Annotated in this window: 17 protein-coding genes; 2 read left to right on the top strand and 15 right to left on the bottom strand. The window is 70.6% G+C overall.

The genetic code is table 11. The features are described from left to right. Positions 1-32 precede the first annotated feature (32 nt). A complete protein-coding gene (locus ACAV_RS14470; protein ID WP_013595314.1) occupies positions 33-1,367 on the top strand; it encodes an MFS transporter in 1,335 nt (444 codons plus the stop codon). A gap of 153 nt (positions 1,368-1,520) precedes the next feature. Here ACAV_RS14470 and acpA read toward each other — a convergent pair whose 3' ends face one another. Continuing rightward, positions 1,521-3,164: an acid phosphatase gene (gene acpA, locus ACAV_RS14465; RefSeq protein WP_013595313.1), complete on the bottom strand. Its 1,644-nt coding sequence runs from the start codon at positions 3,162-3,164 to the stop codon at positions 1,521-1,523. Positions 3,165-3,310: 146 nt separating this feature from the next. Between acpA and ACAV_RS14460 the strand changes: the two genes are divergently transcribed. Further along, the gene (locus ACAV_RS14460) at positions 3,311-4,729 is read left to right on the top strand and encodes a cytochrome-c peroxidase (protein ID WP_013595312.1); all 1,419 of its coding nucleotides are present in this window, start codon (positions 3,311-3,313) and stop codon (positions 4,727-4,729) included. Positions 4,730-4,828: 99 nt separating this feature from the next. Here ACAV_RS14460 and tolA read toward each other — a convergent pair whose 3' ends face one another. The 14 genes from tolA to ACAV_RS14390 form a co-directional block, all read right to left on the bottom strand. Continuing rightward, the gene (gene tolA, locus ACAV_RS14455; protein ID WP_013595311.1) at positions 4,829-5,854 is read right to left on the bottom strand and encodes a cell envelope integrity protein TolA; all 1,026 of its coding nucleotides are present in this window, start codon (positions 5,852-5,854) and stop codon (positions 4,829-4,831) included. A 55-nt stretch (positions 5,855-5,909) separates the two neighbouring features. After that, a complete protein-coding gene (locus ACAV_RS14450; protein ID WP_013595310.1) occupies positions 5,910-6,335 on the bottom strand; it encodes an ExbD/TolR family protein in 426 nt (141 codons plus the stop codon). Positions 6,336-6,362: 27 nt separating this feature from the next. Then, the gene (tolQ, locus tag ACAV_RS14445) at positions 6,363-7,064 is read right to left on the bottom strand and encodes a protein TolQ (protein ID WP_011795341.1); all 702 of its coding nucleotides are present in this window, start codon (positions 7,062-7,064) and stop codon (positions 6,363-6,365) included. Further along, a complete protein-coding gene (gene ybgC, locus ACAV_RS14440) occupies positions 7,061-7,483 on the bottom strand; it encodes a tol-pal system-associated acyl-CoA thioesterase (RefSeq protein WP_013595309.1) in 423 nt (140 codons plus the stop codon). The genes tolQ and ybgC overlap by 4 nt, the downstream gene beginning before the upstream one ends. A 22-nt stretch (positions 7,484-7,505) precedes the next feature. After that, positions 7,506-8,690, bottom strand: a complete 1,185-nt coding sequence (locus ACAV_RS14435) for a pyridoxal phosphate-dependent aminotransferase (RefSeq protein WP_013595308.1) — start codon at positions 8,688-8,690, stop codon at positions 7,506-7,508. A gap of 96 nt (positions 8,691-8,786) precedes the next feature. Continuing rightward, a complete protein-coding gene (nusB, locus tag ACAV_RS14430) occupies positions 8,787-9,347 on the bottom strand; it encodes a transcription antitermination factor NusB (RefSeq protein WP_013595307.1) in 561 nt (186 codons plus the stop codon). Further along, entirely contained in the window at positions 9,344-9,808 is a 465-nt protein-coding gene (ribH, locus tag ACAV_RS14425) for a 6,7-dimethyl-8-ribityllumazine synthase (protein WP_013595306.1), read from the bottom strand. Before ribH ends, nusB begins: the two co-directional genes overlap by 4 nt. An 8-nt stretch (positions 9,809-9,816) precedes the next feature. Further along, positions 9,817-10,938, bottom strand: a complete 1,122-nt coding sequence (ribBA, locus tag ACAV_RS14420; protein WP_013595305.1) for a bifunctional 3,4-dihydroxy-2-butanone-4-phosphate synthase/GTP cyclohydrolase II — start codon at positions 10,936-10,938, stop codon at positions 9,817-9,819. A 59-nt stretch (positions 10,939-10,997) separates the two neighbouring features. Further along, positions 10,998-12,698 carry a T6SS phospholipase effector Tle1-like catalytic domain-containing protein gene (locus ACAV_RS14415; RefSeq protein WP_013595304.1) on the bottom strand — a complete coding sequence of 567 codons (1,701 nt, stop codon included), beginning with the start codon at positions 12,696-12,698 and terminating at the stop codon, positions 10,998-11,000. A 102-nt stretch (positions 12,699-12,800) separates the two neighbouring features. Next, positions 12,801-13,100: a 2Fe-2S iron-sulfur cluster-binding protein gene (locus ACAV_RS14410; protein WP_013595303.1), complete on the bottom strand. Its 300-nt coding sequence runs from the start codon at positions 13,098-13,100 to the stop codon at positions 12,801-12,803. Positions 13,101-13,443: 343 nt separating this feature from the next. After that, entirely contained in the window at positions 13,444-13,803 is a 360-nt protein-coding gene (locus ACAV_RS14405) for a DUF427 domain-containing protein (RefSeq protein ID WP_491894078.1), read from the bottom strand. Position 13,804: 1 nt separating this feature from the next. Continuing rightward, a complete protein-coding gene (locus tag ACAV_RS14400) occupies positions 13,805-16,330 on the bottom strand; it encodes a sensor histidine kinase (RefSeq protein WP_013595301.1) in 2,526 nt (841 codons plus the stop codon). Further along, positions 16,330-17,154: an ABC transporter substrate-binding protein gene (locus ACAV_RS14395; RefSeq protein ID WP_013595300.1), complete on the bottom strand. Its 825-nt coding sequence runs from the start codon at positions 17,152-17,154 to the stop codon at positions 16,330-16,332. The genes ACAV_RS14400 and ACAV_RS14395 overlap by 1 nt, the downstream gene beginning before the upstream one ends. Next, positions 17,154-17,543 (bottom strand): response regulator, encoded by a 390-nt coding sequence (locus tag ACAV_RS14390; RefSeq protein WP_013595299.1) that lies wholly within the window; start codon positions 17,541-17,543, stop codon positions 17,154-17,156. The genes ACAV_RS14395 and ACAV_RS14390 overlap by 1 nt, the downstream gene beginning before the upstream one ends. Between the last annotated feature and the right edge of the window lie 38 nt (positions 17,544-17,581).

Raw genomic sequence — 17,581 nt, 5'->3', positions numbered from 1 at the left:
GCCGTGTTCAGCATGAATCGAGGAGCGTTCATATGAGTGGGCTTGCTGCTTCCCCTTACCCCGCCGGGAATTTCCACCACGAGGAATCCCTGTCCCATGCGGACACCCATGAAGAAGCCACTCCCAGCGAGATCGCGGTCGGCGTGATCATCGGGCGTTCTTCCGAGTATTTCGACTTCTTCGTCTTCGGGATCGCCTGCGTGCTGGTGTTCCCGTCGTTCGTCTTTCCCTTCATGACGCGCCTGGACGGCACGCTGATGGCCTTCGCGATCTTCGCGCTGGCCTTCGTCGCGCGCCCGGTCGGCACGGCCATCTCCATGGCGGTGCAGCGGCGCTGGGGGCGCGGCACCAAGCTCACTATCGCCCTGTTCCTCCTGGGCGCCTCCACAGCGGGCATGGCCTTCCTGCCGAGCTACAACAGCGTGGGCCACATCGCCATCATCGCCCTGGTCGTGCTGCGCCTGGGCCAGGGCCTGGCGCTGGGCGGCACCTGGGACGGCCTGCCGTCCCTGCTGGCCATGTCAGCCCCGCAGGAGCGGCGCGGCTGGTACGCCATGATCGGGCAGCTGGGTGCGCCGGTCGGCTTCGCGCTCGCAGCCAGCCTGTTCGCCTATCTCTACAGCAACCTGTCGGTGCAGGAGTTCCTCGACTGGGGCTGGCGCTTCCCCTTCTTCGTCGCCTTCGCGATCAACGTGGTGGCGCTCTTCGCCCGCCTGCGCCTGATCGTCGGCCAGTCCTATACCGAGATGCTGCAGCAGCGCGAGCTGGCACCCGTGAGCGTGCTGGAGCTCATGCGCAGCGAGGGCCGCAACGTGTTCCTGGGCGCCTTCGCCGCACTGGCCAGCTTCGCGCTGTTCCACGTGGTCACGGTGTTCCCGCTGTCCTGGATCTCGATGTATTCCGAGCAGTCGATCACCCACGTGCTGGGCGTGCAGATCGCAGGGGCCTTCTGCGCGGCCATCGCCATCGCCATCTCCGGCCGGCTGGCCGACCGGGTAGGCCGCCGCAACACCCTGGGTGCCATGGCCTGCCTGATCGGAGTGTTCAGCCTCGTCACGCCGTGGCTGCTCAGCAGCGGCACGGTGGGCAACAACATCTTCATCCTGGTGGGCTTCGTGCTGCTGGGCCTGTCGTACGGCCAGGCCTCCGGCACGGTGACGGCCAATTTTTCGCCGCGCTTCCGCTACACGGGGGCCGCGCTGTCGGCCGACCTCGCGTGGCTGGTCGGTGCCGCGTTCGCCCCGCTGGTCGCCCTGGGCCTGTCGGCCAAGTTCGGGCTGATCGCGGTCAGCGTGTACCTGCTGTCCGGCGTGGTCTGCACGCTGCTGGCGCTGCGGATCAACCGCCTGATCGAGCGCCGCGAATGAACCTTTGAGAGGAGCGGTGCGCCGCAGGGCGTGCCGCCACACGGGAGAAGCGCTGAAAGGACAAAGCCCGCGTCAAGCGGGCTTTGTCCTTTGCGGGTGGTGCCGCGGGCGGTGCAGCGGTCCGGCCGCCGGAGCCGGGCGCTGCGTGGCGCGTTACTGCAGGATCTGCGTCAGGTCCAGGGCCGACGTCAGGTCGCCCATGGGCTGGCCGCCGTTCTTTACCAGGGCCGCATCGCGCTGCGCCAGGCCCGGCAGGGTGTCCAGGCCCCAGCGGCGCGTGATGAAGCGCAGGATGGATGCCGTGTCGTACTGGGTGTGGTCCACCACGCCGTGTTTGGCCCAGGGCGAGATGATCAGCGCCGGGATCCGCGTGCCGGGCCCCCAGAGATCGCCCTTGGGCACGGCCTTGTGGTCCCAGAATCCGCCGTTCTCGTCATACGCCACGACGATCAGCATGTTCTTCCATTGCGGGCTGGCCTGCAGCTGGGCGATCACGCTGGCGATGTGCGCATCGCCGTCGGCCACGCTGGCATAGCCCGGGTGCTGGTTGAGGTTGCCCTGCGGCTTGTAGAAGCTCACGGCCGGCAGCTTGCCGGCGGCGGCGTCCTGCAGGAACTGCGCGTCGAAATCCTTCAGGTGCTGCGCGCGGTAGGCCGCGGTGGCGGACTGGGTCGGATCGAACTTCGCGTAGTAGTTGAACGGCTGGTGGTGGAACTGGAAGTTGGGCGCGGGCCGGGCGAAGGCGCGGTCCGTGGTGGCCGATGCCAGCGTGGCGTTGTAGCCCCCTGCATACCAGGCCCAGCCCACATTCTTCCTGTCAAGCAGGTCGGCGATGGTGGTGGCCGTCTGCGGGGGCAGGGTGGTGGCTTTGGCCGGATCCGCGGTCAGGTTGCTCGCGCCGCTGGCCGGGGCGTTGGAGCTGGGCTGGTAGGGCGGCTGCATCGTGTTGATCGCGTAGAACTTGCCGTCGCCGGCGTAGTTCTTCGGGGTGATGTTGCTGCTGTTCACGAAGACCGGCGGGCCGGAGATGGCGGATGCGGGCGAGTTGGACGCCACGGTGAGGCGCGGCAGGAAGTTGCCGGAGGCGTCCTGGTCCACGGCCGAGATCGAGCCCTTGGCGACCGAGGTGTCGGCATTGGGGTACTCCGGCGCGCAGGCGCACACCAGGTACTGGTGGTTCAGGAACGAGCCGCCGAACGCGCCCATGAAGAAGTTGTCGGCCAGCACGTATTTCTGGGCCAGCTTCCACAGCTGCATGTTGCTGCCGTCGTAGTAGCCCATGGTGAGGCCGCCGGAGTCGGCCCAGGCGGCGAACTTGTCGTTGCGGCCGCCGTTGATCTGCATCTGGTTCTCGTAGAAGCGGTGGTAGAGATCGCGGGTGATCACGTTCGGCCCGACCTGCACGCCGGTGGTCTGGAAGCCGGACGCGGCGTCGATCTGGAAGGGGCGGTTGTCCTGGCTGGCGGTGCTGCCTTCCGGCACGGTGACCGACTGGCCCGATGCGGTGACGCCGCCCCAGACCTTGGGCAGCTTGGCCAGCACGGTGCCCGCCGCGTCGCGGTCCACCTGCGGCAGGTAGCTGCCGGAGGCGGACGGATTCACGCCGGGGATGCCGTCGGCGCCGGGGTAGAGGCCGTAGAGGTTGTCGAAGCCGCGGTTTTCCGCGTAGATGACCACGACGTTCTGGATGCGCTGCTGCAGCAGGCTGTCGGTGGAGGAACCGTCGCTGCCGCCGCAGGCGGACAGCAGGGCGGCCGCGGCGGCGGCCAGGGGGAGGAGGCGGAGGGTGGGTTTCATGGTAGTGCGCTGTTGTGAATGGTTTTATGCGGGGCGCATTGTGGTAACGCGGCTGTGTCCGGCGCATGACAGATGGCCGTCATGAAGCTGACATGGCCGGGGCGCATGCTGGCGCGCCGCGTTTTTCCGGCTTTCCTTCCCGCTCCATGACTTCTCCTGCACGCGTGTTTCCGGCCTCCCGGCGTTTTCTTCGATGGAGCGGCCCGGCCTGCCTGCTGGGCGCTGCGGGTGTGCTGGCCGGCGTGGGAGTGTGGATGGGGGGCGCCGCCGCATCGGGCGTGGCGCCGGCGGCCGCACGGCCTGCGGCGGTCTCCGCGCCGCCCGATGCGAACCGGATGCAGATGGCGGCGCAGCCGGATTTCGCGCGCATGCAGGCCGTGGGGCAGGCCATGTTCTTCGACAAGGGGCTGTCGGCGTCGGGCCGGGTGTCCTGCGCGAGCTGCCACGATCCGGCGCATGCGTTCGGGCCACCCAACGGCCTCGCGGTGCAGCCCGGCGGCGCCGACGGCGCGGTCCTGGGCGTGCGGGCGGCGCCGTCCCTGCGCTACCAGCAGAACGTGCCGCCTTTCACCATGCACCGCTTCGACGACGATTTCGACGAGAGCGTGGACCAGGGAGCCTCGGGCGGCCACACCTGGGACGGGCGCGCGAGCACGCTGCACGAGCAGGCGGCGATCCCGCTGCTGGCGCCGCACGAGATGGCCAATGCCGGCCCCGCGGCGGTGGTGGCGCGGCTGCGGCGGGCGCCCTATGCGGCGCAGTTCCGGGAGACCTTCGGCGCCGATGCGCTGGACGACGATGCCCGGGGCTTCCAGTGGGCCACGCTGGCGCTGGAGATGTTCCAGCAGGATCCTGCCCGCTTCTACCCCTACAACAGCCGGTACGACGACTATCTGCGCGGCAAGGCGGCACTGTCGGCGCGCGAGATGCGCGGGCTCGCGCTGTTCAACGACCCCAAGAAGGGCAACTGCGCGTCCTGCCACCTGAGCGAGGTCAGCCCCAACAACGGGGCGTTCCCCGCCTTCTCGGATTTCGGGCACATCGCGATCGGCGTGCCGCGCAACCGCACGCTGCCGGCCAACCGGGACCCGTCATTCCATGACCTGGGCACCTGCGCCACGCTGCCGGCCGGGACGGACCCGAAGGAGCGCGCCGCGCTCTGCGGCGCGTTCCGCACGCCCAGCCTGCGCAACGTGGCGGTGCGGCAGGCCTTCTTCCACAACGGGGTCTTCCACAGCCTGGAAGAGGCGGTGCGCTTCTACGCCACGCGCGATACCGACCCGCAGCGCTGGTATCCCTATCCGGCTCGCGCGAGGGGATCACATCCGCGCTACGACGACCTGCCGGCCGAATATGCCGGCAATGTCAACCGGGAAGCGCCGTTCGACCGCGGGCCCGGCGAGGCGCCGCGGCTGACCGAGGCGGAGATCGGCGATGTGGTAGCGTTCCTGCGCACGCTGACCGACCAGGATGCCGTGCCTGCCATGGAGGCGGTGGCACGCGGCGGGCGCCGTTCCGCCGTGGCCCGGGCGGGGGCCCCCCGCGGCGCTGCGGCAGCGCACTGAGCCGGACCGGAGCCCCGCACCGGCCTGCCTGGAGGCACAGGTGCGCGGCCCCCGGCTCGCCGCTGCTGCGCACCGCCCGGCGATGGCGGCGCCTTCGGGTCAGTCCTTGGGCCGGAAGCCGATGACCAGCGAGGAGGGCACGCGGCCGTCCACGTCGCGTGGCAGGGTGTCGGTCTTCTCGAGTGCGCGCACCACGGCGTCGTCCCAGGACTTGTTGCCGCTGGACTTGGTGACGCGAATGCCCACGATGGTGCCGTCGGGCGAAGCCCGCACTTCCACCTCGGTGCGCAGGTTGTCGGAGATGGCGTCCGGATAGACGATGTTCGGGCGCACCTTGGCCGCGACCTTGCCGCCGTAGCTGCCCGACGGGCCGGAACTGCGCTGGGCATTGCCGGTGGCGGTCTCGCCGCCGGTGGCACCCGCCAGGCCCTGCATGCGCCGCAGGTTCTCCTGGCGCAATGCCTCCAGGCGCTTGGCGTCCGCGGCGTCGGCCTTGCGCTTCTCATCCGCCTTGCGCTTGTCTTCCGCCTGCTTCTTCTGCAGCTGCTCCTGCCGTTCCTTCTCGGCCTGCTGCTTTTCCAGCTTCTCCTGCTGCTCGCGGCGATCCTTCTCGCGCTGCTCTTTCTCGCGCTGTTGCTGCTGGTCCTTCTCGCGCTGCGCCTTTTCCTTCTGCTGGCGCTCCTTCTTTTCCTGCTCGGCCTGCTCCTTGCGCTCGCGTTCGCGCCGGTCCTGTTCGGCCTGCAGCTGGCGTTCCTTCTTTTCCTGCTCGAGGCGCTTCTTCTCGCGCTCGATGGCGATGTCGGCCTCGCGCGGATCGGGCGCGGCCTTCGGCGGCGGTGGAGGTGGCGGCGGGGCCGGCGCGGGCGGTGGCGGGGCAGGGGGCGTGGGCTGCTGCACCGGCTGGGGCGGTGGCGGCGGGGCGACCGCGGCCGGGGCGGCCTGCTGTGGCAGGGCGGACCAGATCTCGGCCTCGATGGCGGGCTGGTCGGCGCTGGTCTTCCAGTTCACTCCCCAGGTCAGGGCTCCGATGAGCGCGGCATGGACCAGGACGGCGAGCGCGATGGCGCGCAGGCGTCCCGGCGGACGCGTGGGGGCGAACTGGTCTCGGTCGTTGTGGGCGTGCATCGCGTTCGGGAACGGCTCCGGGGATCGGCGGCGGGGGCGGGAGAGATGCCGTGCGTCAGCCGCCCGACTTGACGGTGAGGCCCACGCGCTGCACGCCCGCGCGCTGCAGCGCGTCCATGGCCTTGACCACGGAGTCGTAGGTCACGTTCCGGTCGGCGGTGACCAGCACGGGCGTGCCTTCTTCCTGCGTGGCCTGCCAGGCCTTGGCGGCGGCGCCGAGTTCCTTGAGCGTCACGGGGCGCTCGAGGTCGCCCGTCTTGAGCTGCAGGCTGCCGTCCTTCTGGACGATGACCTGGCCGAAGGCCTTGGGCGCCTTGGCGCCCTTGCCGACGGTGGGCACGTCGATCCGGCTGGGGGTGAGCATGGGCGCGGTCACCATGAAGATGATGAGCAGCACCAGCATCACGTCGATGAAGGGGACCATGTTGATCTCGTTCATCGAGCGGCGGCGGCTGCCGCCGCGCGAGGCCATGGTGGGCATGGGAGGCTCCTTCGCGTGCGTGGCGGGTCAGTGGCCCGAGGCGGAGGCCGGTGCCGCGCCCAGGTTGCGCTGCAGGATGTTCGAGAATTCCTCGATGAAGGTTTCCTGGTGGATGGCCACGCGGTCGATGTCGCGCGCGAAGCGGTTGTAGGCCACCACGGCGGGAATGGCGGCGAACAGGCCGATGGCCGTGGCCACCAGGGCCTCGGCGATGCCGGGGGCCACCGTGGCGAGGGTGACCTGCTCCATGCCCGCGAAGCCGGTGAAGGCGTGCATGATGCCCCACACGGTGCCGAACAGGCCGACGTAGGGGCTCACCGAGGCGACCGAGCCGAGGAAGGACAGGCTCGACTCCACCACGTCCATCTCGCGCTGGAAGCTCGCGCGCATGGCGCGGCGCGCGCCGTCGAGCAGGGTGCCGGGATCGGTGATGCGGCGCTCGCGCAGCTTGTGGAATTCGCGCATGCCGCTGGCGAAGATCCGCTCCATGGGGCCGGCGTTCTTGGCGTTCTGCGCGGCGCTGGCGTAGAGGTCGTTCAGGCTCGTGCCCGACCAGAACTCGCGCTCGAACTCGTCGTTGAGCGACCGGACGCGCTTGAGCGCGAACAGCTTGCGGAAGATGGCGGCCCAGCTGGCGATGGACACGCCGATCAGCAGCGCCATGACGAGTTGCACCACCCAGCTGGCATTGAGCACCAGGTGCAGGATGGACATGTCTTGCGAATTCATGATGGTGAGAGTTGTTCCAGAAGGTGGCCGGGAATCCGGGCGGGGCGCAGCGTGGCGGCGTCGACCCATCCGATGCGAACGGTGCCCTCGCACAGGGGCGAAGGCTCCGATTCTGTCATGTGCTCCGATTTCAGGAGCGCTCGCTGGCGTATTGTCAGGGATGCCCTTCCACTTTCCTCGAGCGCGGCCGTAACAATCAGTTCATCGTCCAGCCGGGCGGGGCGCAAATAGCGCACGCGCGCGTCGGTTACGACAAACATGCCTCCCGCGAGTTCCCGCAGCCGCTGCTGCTCCACGCCCAGCGAGCGCAGCCATTCGGTGCGGGCGCGCTCGAAGAAGCGCAGGTAGTTGGCGTAGAAGACGATGCCGCCGGCATCCGTGTCTTCCCAGTAGATGCGCACGGGCCATTCGAAGCTCATGGGGCCTGCCTCGCGCCGCGCGTCAGGCCAGCAGCCGGGACAGCCGCGCCACGGCTTCCTGCAGCTGCGCCATGGAGTTGGCCGTGGAAAAGCGCACGAAGGTTTCCGGCGCATGGCTGCCGAAGTCGCGCCCCGGCGTGAGGGCCAGGTGGGCGCGGCGCATGACCTCGTGGGCGAAGTCCCAGCTGCCCTCCACGCCCAGGTGCCGGGCGGCGGCGGTGCAGTCGGCCCAGGCGTAGAAGGCGCCGTCGGGCCGCACGGGCACGGACAGGCCCAGGGATTCGAGCGCGGGGATGAAGTAGTCGCGGCGGGCCTTGAACTCGGCGCGGCGGCGCTCGTACTCGGCGATGCTGTCCGGCTCGAAGCAGGCCAGCGCGGCATGCTGCGCCACGGTGCTCGGGCAGATGAAGAGGTTCTGCGCCAGCCGCTCCACGACCGGGACCATGGCCTCGGGCACGACCATCCAGCCCAGGCGCCAGCCCGTCATGTTGAAGTACTTGCTGAAGCTGTTGATGCTGACGATGTCCTCGCCGATCGCGAGCGCCGTGTGTCCGAAGGCCTCCTCGTAGGAGAGGCCGAGGTAGATCTCGTCGATGAGGGTGAAGCCGTCGCGCGCCTGCACGGCGGCGTGGATGCGGCGCAGTTCATCGGGCGCGATCGAGGTGCCCGTGGGGTTGGAGGGCGAGGCCAGCAGCACGCCGCGCGTCTGCGGGCCCCAGTGCGCGGCGACCTTGTCGGCGCTGAGCTGGAAGCGCTCCGCGGCGGTGGAGGGCACGAGCACCGCGCGGCCGTCCGCCGCGCTCACGAAATGGCGGTTGCACGGGTAGCTCGGGTCCGGCATGAGCACCTCGTCGCCCTGCTCGATGAGCGCCAGGCAGGCGAGCTGCAGGGCGCCGGAGGCACCCGCCGTGACCACGATGCGGCGCGCCGGCACCGCCACGCCGAAGCGCTCGGCGTACCAGCCGCTGATGCGTTCGCGCAGCGCGTCCAGGCCGAGGGCGTTGGTGTACTGCGTGGCGCCGCTGCGCAGGGCGCGGTCGGCCGCTTCGCGCACCAGCGGCGGGGCAGTGAAGTCGGGCTCGCCGATGTTCAGGAAGATCATCGGCTCCGGGCCGCCGGCCACCTCGCGGGCCAGGGCCTGCGCGGCCTTGGCGATCTCCATCACGTAAAAGGGTTCGATGCGCTCGGCGCGTCGGGAGAACTTCATGGGAGGGGTGTCCGAAGGGGGCTGGGGCGCCGCGCCGCTCCCGGGGGGGCGGGCGGCAGCCGGGGCGGGCGAAAGCGGTGGGCGCGCGGCCCGGGCTCAGTCCGTGTGGTCCGCAGCGGATCCGGGCGTGCGGTCGGCGGCGACCTCGGCCGCCCGCAGCGTGGGCGCGAGGCCGTTGAGCACCCCGTTCACGTACTTGTGTCCGTCGGTGCCGCCGAACTCCTTGGCCAGTTCGACGCATTCGTTGATGACCACGCGCCACGGCACGTCCAGGCAGTGCTGGAATTCGTACACGCCGATCCACATGGTCGCGTGCTCGATGGGGGATATCTCTTCCAGCGTGCGGTCGAGCTTCGGCGTGATGAGCGCATCCAGCGTCTCGGCGTTCTCGATGCAGCCGTGCAGCAGGGCGTCGTAGTGCGCGGCATCGGCCTTGTGGAAGCCGGAGAGGTCGCGCGTGAACACGTCGATCGCCGTGGCCTCGTTGCGGCCCACGATGTGCTGGTAGAGGGCCTGCAGCGCGAAGGCGCGCGAACGGCTGCGCGCCGACTTGGACGCGGCCTTGCGCGCGCCCGTGGAAGTGGTGCCGGTGCGTGCCTGCCGCGGCGGGCGCCTGGCGCCGCCGGGGGCCGGGGTGGAGGCGGAATCGTCGCTCAAGACAGCTCCTCCAGCAGGTTCGCCATTTCCACGGCCACGCGCGCCGCGTCGCGGCCCTTCTCGGTCTGGCGGGCGACGGCCTGCTCCAGGTTCTCGGTGGTCAGGATGGCGTTGGCGATCGGGGTCTGGGTGTCGAGCGACACGCGCGTCACGCCGGCACCGGATTCGTTGGCCACCAGCTCGAAGTGGTAGGTCTCGCCGCGGATGATGCAGCCCAGCGCGATGAGCGCGTCGTATTCGTCCTGCTCGGCCATGGCCTGCAGCGCCAGGGGCACTTCGAGGGCGCCGGGCACGCGCACGTGGCGGATGTTCTTTTCCTGCACGCCCAGGGCGAGCAGCTCTTCGCGGCACGCCGCCGCCAGGGCCTCGGTGATGCCCTCGTTGAAGCGGGCCTGCACGATGCCGATCTGCAGTTTCCTGCCGTCGAGCCTGTCCGCGGTTCCTTTGTCTGCGCCAAACATGGTGTTGCTTATTCCTTGGGGATGTATCCGGTGATCTCGAGGCCGTAGCCGGTCATGCTGGGCAGGCGGCGCTGCTGGCCCATGAGCTGCATGCGCGTGACGCCGCATTCGCGCAGGATCTGCGCGCCCACGCCGTAGGTACGCAGGTCCATGCGGCCACGCTCCGGCGCATGCGATGCGCGGGCCGTGCCGTCGAACTGGGCCAGCAGCTGCTCGGCGCTCTCGCCGCAGTTCAGCAGCACGGCGACGCCGCTGCCGTGCTGGGCGATGTGGCGCAGGCTGGCGTCCAGGTCCCAGGAGTGCATGTCGCGGCCCACCTCGAGTGCGTCCAGCACGGACAGGGGCTCGTGCACGCGCACGGGCACGCTGTCGTGCTCGCCCCAGGTGCCGCGCACCAGCGCGATGTGGACGGACTGGCTGGGGCCGTCGCGGAAGGCGTGGGCGATGAATTCGCCGGCGGCCGTCTGTAGCGGGCGGGTGCCCACCTTCTGCACCAGCGTTTCGTTGCGGCTGCGGTACTCGATGAGGTCGGCGATGGTGCCGATCTTCAGGCCGTGCTCGGCGGCGAACTGCTGCAGGTCGGGCAGGCGGGCCATGGTGCCGTCGTCCTTCATGACCTCGCAGATGACGGCGGACGGGCTGCAGCCGGCCATGGCGGCCAGGTCGCAGCCGGCTTCGGTGTGGCCGGCGCGCATGAGCACGCCGCCATCGACCGCCTGCAGCGGGAAGATGTGGCCGGGCTGCACCAGGTCGGAGGCCTTGGCATCCGGTGCCACGGCGGCCTGCACGGTGCGGGCGCGGTCGGCGGCGGAGATGCCGGTGGTGACGCCCTCGGCGGCCTCGATGGAGGCCGTGAAGGCCGTGCCCATCTTGGTGCCGTTGCGCGCCACCATGGGCGGCAGGCGCAGCAGTTCGCAGCGCTCGCGCGTGAGGGTGAGGCAGATGAGGCCGCGGCCGAAACGCGCCATGAAGTTGATCGCTTCGGGCGTGACGTGGTCGGCTGCCAGGACCAGGTCGCCTTCGTTTTCGCGGTCTTCCTCGTCCACGAGGATGACGATGCGCCCGGCGCGCATCTCCGCCACGATGTCTTCGACGGGCGAGATGGATGCGAGGGGGAGGGGGGTGTTCATGGGGGCGGGCTTTCGGTGGTCCGCGGCGGCCGGGCCGCGCCGCCGGGAAAGGGGGGATTTTAGTGCAGGCGGCCCGCCCCCGCGGCGGAGTCCTGGCGCGCGCGTTCCGGGCCGGCCAGGGCGCCCTGGCCCAGCACGGCCGCGAGCAGCGCCAGGCAGGCGAGCTTGGCGGCGCAGAAGACGGCGGCGGCCATGCCCCAGGGCGCCGCGGCCGCGTGCAGCAGCGCGAAGTTCTCGGCCAGGTCCGTGGCCGCCAGCAGGCCCATGAACCAGTGGGCGTGGCGCGGCAGCCAGGCGAGCCGGTGCCCGCGCGGCACCGCGCGTGCCACGAGGCGGCGCAGGGCCCAGGCCAACGGGTAGGGCAGCCACAGGGTGTAGGCGAGCACGAAGGCGCAGTCCCAGGCCAGCGTCACGTGCAGGGCGGCGGGGCTGCAGGGCGCGCCCGCGGCCGCCTGCCAGGCCGCGGCGAGCTGGGTCAGGGACGGCATGGCGCGCATCCAGCCCGGGGCACCGTCCAGCACGCAGGCGCCGCGTCCGGCCAGGGTGGTGGCCGCGAGCAGCAGCGCGACCACCCACGGAAGCATCCATCCCAGGGTGCGCCAGGGCTGGGTGCGGGGGACGTGTTCCGCGGGCACCGCGGCCGCGACGGGCAGGGCGCTGGCGTCGATGGTGTCGTCGGGCTCGCGTTCGCGCGCGTCCAGCCCGGCCCAGGCCCAGTACGGGCAGTCGTAGGCCTGGTCGTGCATGGGCGTGTGCGGGTCGCCGGGCTGCAGCTGGCTGCGGTCCAGCCGCAACCCCTGCGCGAAGGCCTCGTCGGCCATCCAGCGCAGGGTGGTGCGCGACAGGCCGTCCCGGGCATAGGAGCCGCCCACGTCGCTGTGCACGCCGCGGAACCAGCGCTGCGCGAAGCTGCGGTGCACGCGCTCGCGGTCGGAGAAGTACGGATCGTCGTAGCGCCGGGGCGTATAGGGGATGCGCGACTCGTGCAGCGACATGGCATGCCGGACATGGGCGAAGCGCTTGCAGGCGAAGCCGGCCGAGTTGGTGATCTTCAGCCCGCCCAGCAGGCCGATGCCGATGGATTCGACGGTGTCCCAGACGCCCACGAAGTGCACCAGGGGCAGGCGGCCCAGGGAAAAGTTCTCGACCACGTCGCGCGCGAAGTCCTCGCGCTCGCGCGAACCCGAGGGGTTGCGGCGCTGCGGCGGCGCGAAATAGGTGCGCACCAGGCTTTCCAGCAGCGGCAGGCCTTCCGGGTGGACGAGTCCGTACATGTTGACCATGCCGGCCACGGCGCGCGCGGTGAATGCCCCCCGGGAAAAGCCCAGCAGGTAGATGCGGTCCCCCGGGCGGTAGGTGCGCGCGAGGAATTCGTAGGCGCCCGCGATGTTGTGGAAGACACCGCTGCCGAGCGCCAGGCCCGAGAGCCGGTTTCCGGCCTGCCGCAGCCGGGCGGCCACGTTGGCCGGCGGGAACAGGTTGGCGGTGCCGACGCCCGGGTCGTAGTACACGAGCTGCTCGGGGACGCCGCCCGGCGCGGCAGGGCCCTTGTCCAGCATGCGCAGCAGCTTCACGACGTTGGTGTCCTGCTCGTTGCCCAGGATGTTGCCCGTGCCGTCGAAGAGCAGCACGAGGTTGCGGCCGGGCGCGGCGGCCCAGCGGGCATCGGCTTCGGCGCATTCGCGCAGGATGTCGGCGCGCGTGGGCGCGCCAGCGCCGCGGGCGCCTTGCCGGCGCGCCGCCTCGGTGGTGTCGTTCATGGTCCTCTCTCCCTCTTTATTCCCCGCAGGGTGGGACCATTCTGGCGAAGGTGGGTGCCGCCCCGCAAGGGGGCGGTGCCGCGTGTCAGCCGGCGGACAGGCTCAGACCGCCGAGGTCTCCAGGTGCACGTCGCTGGTGGGATAGGCCACGCAGGGCAGCACGCAGCCCTCGGCCTTTTCCTCGCGCGAGAGGCCCGGCCACTCGATGGCGTAGCGCACGGTGCCTTCGGAGAGCATGCCGATGCAGGTGCGGCAGGTGCCGTTGCGGCAGGAGCTCGGCCAGTCGATGCCGCCCTGTTCCATGGATTGCAGCAGGGTCTGTTCGGGCCAGGCATCGCATTGCGTGCCGTCGCTGCCGACACGGGCGATGAAGAACGGAGGCGTGGGGGCGGGAGACGTCATGGGAAGGAACCGCCGGGTGGGCGGGACAGGGTGGAATCGGCGACGAATCACGGCGCCATGGGTGTGTCCAGCGAGGGTTTCCCACTGCCCAATTTTTGGGCAACGGGAATCAATCCCTTATGGATCAAGCACTTGCGAACGCCATACAGCGCTGCTCCCGTGTTATCCACATTGTTGTCCCATGCGGTGCGGGATAACCGGGTGCCGTCCGGAGGTGCATTGCACAAAATTTGTGCAGTGCGTGGGTTTTTCAGGAAAATCAAGCACTTGCGATGGCCGTACAGCGCCGTTCCCGGGTTATCCACATGATTGTCCAGTGCGGGCAGGGATAACCGGGGAACGCTCAGGCCTCGACCTTCACGCCCTTCCAGAACGCGAAGCGGCCGCGGATCTGCTCGGCCTCGGGGTGCGGGTCGGGGTAGGTCCAGGCGGCATCCGGATTCAGTTCGCCGTTCACCAGCAGCGAACGGTAGGCGGCCTGGCCTTTCCAGGGGCAGGTGGTGCGGTGGTTGCTGAAGGTGAAGTACTCCGCCTTGAGCGCGCTTTCGGGGAAGTAGTGGTTGCCCTCGACGAGGACCGTGTCGTCGCTTTCTGCGACGACCACGCCGTTCCAGGTGGCTTTCATGGGATGTGGATCTCGGTGGAAATAGGTGGTGCTCCACCATACCCGAGTTCGTGCGCCGCCGGGACGCCCGGAGCCCATCTCAGAGCGGCGCGGGGACGGTGTCTGCCGGGCCGCGGACGGGAAGCTCGATGCGGAAGACGGCACCGCCTTCCACGTTGCGCGCATGGATGCGGCCGTCCAGCGCTTCCACGATCTTGCGGCAGATGGCCAGGCCCAGGCCGGTGCCGCCGGACCGGTTGCGCGTGCGGCTCGACTGGGCGAAGGCGTCGAAGATGCGGTCCAGTTCGACAGGCGGTATGCCGGGCCCCTGGTCCTGCACCTCGATGCAGATGGTGTCGGTGCTGTCGGCATCCATGCCGGCGCGCAGCTGGATGCAGGACCCTTCCGGAGAGAACTTGATGGCGTTGGCCAGCACGTTGCGCACGACCTGCTGGAAGCGCCGCGGGTCCGCCCGGGCCACCAGGGGATGCAGCGGCAGGTCGATCCGCAGGTCCTGCCCGCGCGACGCGACCAGGGGGCCGAGTTCGCGCGCCACCGTGCGGATGTGGCCGCGCAGGTCGGTGCGCTCCAGGTGGATGGTGCCGATGTCGCTCTCGATCTTTGCCACGTCGAGCAGGTCATTCACCAGCGCCAGCATGCGCTGGCCGGCCGCGAGGATGTCGCTGAACATCGCGCCCAGGCGTTCGTCCTGGCTGCGCGCCGAGCCCAGTTCCGCGAAGCCGATGATGGCCTGCAGCGGTGTGCGCAGTTCGTGGCTCATGTTGGCCACGAACTGGGAACGCGTGCGGGCCGCTTCCTCGGCGGCGTCGTGCGCTTCGCGGGTGGCGCGCTCGGCCTCGCGGAATTCGCTGATGTCCACCAGGATGCTGAGCACGCCCGTGACGTCGCCGTAGTCCCCGTGCACCGCGGCCTTGAGCACGCGCGTGGCGCGCCGCGTGCCGTCGCCGTAGGGCAGGTCGCGCTCCAGCGTGGTGCCGCCGCCGCCCGAAAGCGCGGCGTTGTCCTCCTCTTCGCCCGGGTAGAGGGCCCGGCGTTCCCCGACGATGCGCTCGCGCGTGCAGCCCATCGCCTGCTCCCAGGCGCGGTTCACGAGCACCACGCGGTGGGCCATGTCGGTCAGCATCATCGGCTGGGGGCTGGTCTCCAGCAGCAGGTTCTGGAAGGCCAGCTGCGCGCGCATGCGCTGGGCGGCCCGCTCGCGCTCGGTTACGTCCACGGCGCTGCCGGCGAAGGCGAGCACCTGGCCGTCTGCGGCGCGCAGCGGCACCGCGGCCACGTCGAGCACGCGCTCGTCTCCCTGGGGCGAGCGCACGCGCAGCTGGCGCGTGCGCAGTGCGACCTGGGAGCGGGGATCCAGCATCGCGGCCACCCGTTCCTGGCCTTCCGGGTCCACCAAGTCCTGCAGCCGGCGCCCGATCGCCGAGGCCGGCGGCTCCCCCCACAGCGCGCTCCAGCGGGCGTTCACATAGGTGAGCACGCCGTTGCGGTCGGTGCGGAAGATCAGCTCCTGCACGCTGCGCAGCAGCAGCGCCAGGTCGCGCTCGCTGCGTGCGATGCGGTCCTGCGCGGCATCCACCGCCGCCCGTGCCGCCTCGCGGGCGCGGAGGCTGCGCCACGCGATCCAGGTCAGCGCCAGCGCCAGCGCCACCAGTCCCAGTTCCATGGCCAGGAACGGGTAGGACTCGCGCAGCCAGCGCATGAAGGCCTCGTGCTGGGGCTCTTCCACGATGACCACCAGCGGCTTGCTGCGGGACGCGCGGTAGGCCACGATGCGTTCGGGCCCCTGCACGCCCGGGCCCATGTAGCTGCCGTGCTCGCCCTGCGGCAGCAGGCGCGTGAATACCGGCAGCGAGGCGATGTCCCGGCCGCCGGGGTCGGGCAGGGGGACCGACGAGGCGAGCAGGCGCCCGTCGTCCGTGGCGATCACCGCGTCGTAGCTGAGCGATTCGAGCGCCAGGTACTGGAAATTGGATAGCGCGTCCGGGTTGACCAGCGCCACCAGCATCATCGGCGCCCCCGCGTGGTCGCGGAATCCGTGCAGCAGCGGAACGAAGGCCAGGCCCGGCGGGGCAGGGGGCGGGGGCACCCCGCGCTGCAGGCTCTCCAGCCCGCGCCCGGGCAGCCGGGGGCCGATGTACTGGCCGCCCGCTTCCTGCCATGGCCCCAGGCGCTTGCGGTCGATGTCCATGCCGGTGGTGGCGGAGTCGGTGCTCGCCAGCACCCGTCCACGCTCGTCCACCAGCGAAACGCTGCGGATGAAGGGCAGGGCGGTGAGCGCCTGCCGCATGACCTGTCCGGCCTCGGCGTGGGCCTGGGCATCGCCATGGGTCTCGGTGGCCTGCGCGTGCGCCAGGGTCGCCAGCACCATCTCGGCCGAATCGAACGTGCGCGTCGTCTGGTCTTCCAGCACCCGGGCGAGCAGGCGGGCCTGGCCCTCGCTGGTGGCCATTGCGCCGTGGAGGTCGCCGATGCTCACCACGAGGGCGCTCGCCACGGCGCCCACCGCGGCGGCGAGGCCGGCGATGAGCACGGGGGTGCCGGCGGGCCACGGCGACAGGCGGCGCGCGAGCGCATGGAAGGCGCGCGGCAGGAACGAGGGGCGCATCAGGGCTCCGCCATTCCGCCCAGGCCATGGCGCCCGGTCGCCTCCCGCAGCCGGCCGTCGCGCTTGATGCGCGCGACGAAGGCGTCCACCGTGGCCAGCCACTCCGCGTCACCCGGGCGCACTGCGTAGCCCGCCGGAACGGTGAAGGAGGGGCTCGGCGGGGCGACGATCTGCACCCATTCCGCCCGCAGGGCAAGCTGGCGGGCATAGACGCTGGTGGTCATGAAGGCATCGACCCGGCCCGAGAGCAGTTCCCGCTCGCGGGTGTCGGGCAGCCGCACCGGGACGATGCGCGCGTGCCTGAATTGCTGCTCCGCCTGGGACTGGATGGCGGCTCCGCTCTGCACCGCGACCGCGATGCCGGGGCGGTCGAGGTCGGACCACTGGCGCACCACCGAACTGCCCTTGGTGGTGACGGCGAGCACGCTGCTTCGCAGGTAAGGCTGGCTGAACTGCAGTTGCCGGAGGCGGGGCAGCAGGATGCCCAGCGCGAACATGGCGATGTCGCAGCGCTCGTCCACCAGGTCGCCCACGATGCTGTCCATGGACGAATCGACGTAATCCACCTGCACGCCCAGTTCCCGGGCGAAGTGCCGGGACAGGTCGATGTCCATGCCGCTGAGGGCGCGCGTTCGCGGGTCGCGGTAGGTCACCCCCTGGTAGCTCGGCCAGATGCAGACCCGCACGGTGCCGCGCGCCTGTACCCGTTCGGCCACGGGGCCGGCGAGCAGGGCGGGGGACACCGCTGCCAGGGCCGCGGCCAGCAGCAGGGCCGCCGCGCGGCTGCGCAGCCGCGGTGGCCGGCCCTGCATCTGGCGCCGCATCAGCCGCCCGCCGGAACCGCCCGGGCGGCGTCGACGCGCCGCATCGTATCGACGACGCGCGCAGGGCTGAAAGGCTTGGCGATGAACTCGCTGGCGCCTGCTTCCATGCCCGCTGCCCGGTCGTGCAGGCCATCGAGCGCGCTCAGCATGATCACGCGGGTGTGCGAGAGGCCCGGATCGGCCCGGATGCGCCGGCAGACCTCCATCCCGTCGAGCGCTCCGGGCATCATCACGTCCAGCAGGACGAGGTCGGGCCGTTCCGCCCGCGCCACTGCGAGGGCTGCTTCGCCGCTGGCCGCCTCGTGCAGCGCCACGTCCTGGTTCTCCAGCGTCATGCGCAGGAGGCGGCGGATCTCCGCATGGTCGTCGACGATGAGTACGGTCTTCATGAGGGGGCACGCAGTCCCGTTGCAAAGCATGAATCATA

Origin of the sequence: Paracidovorax avenae ATCC 19860, assembly GCF_000176855.2 — a bacterium.
Classification (GTDB): domain Bacteria; phylum Pseudomonadota; class Gammaproteobacteria; order Burkholderiales; family Burkholderiaceae_C; genus Paracidovorax; species Paracidovorax avenae.
The sequence above is the reverse complement of the archived record's forward strand: the minus strand, read 5'-3'. Positions and strand labels throughout refer to the sequence as shown.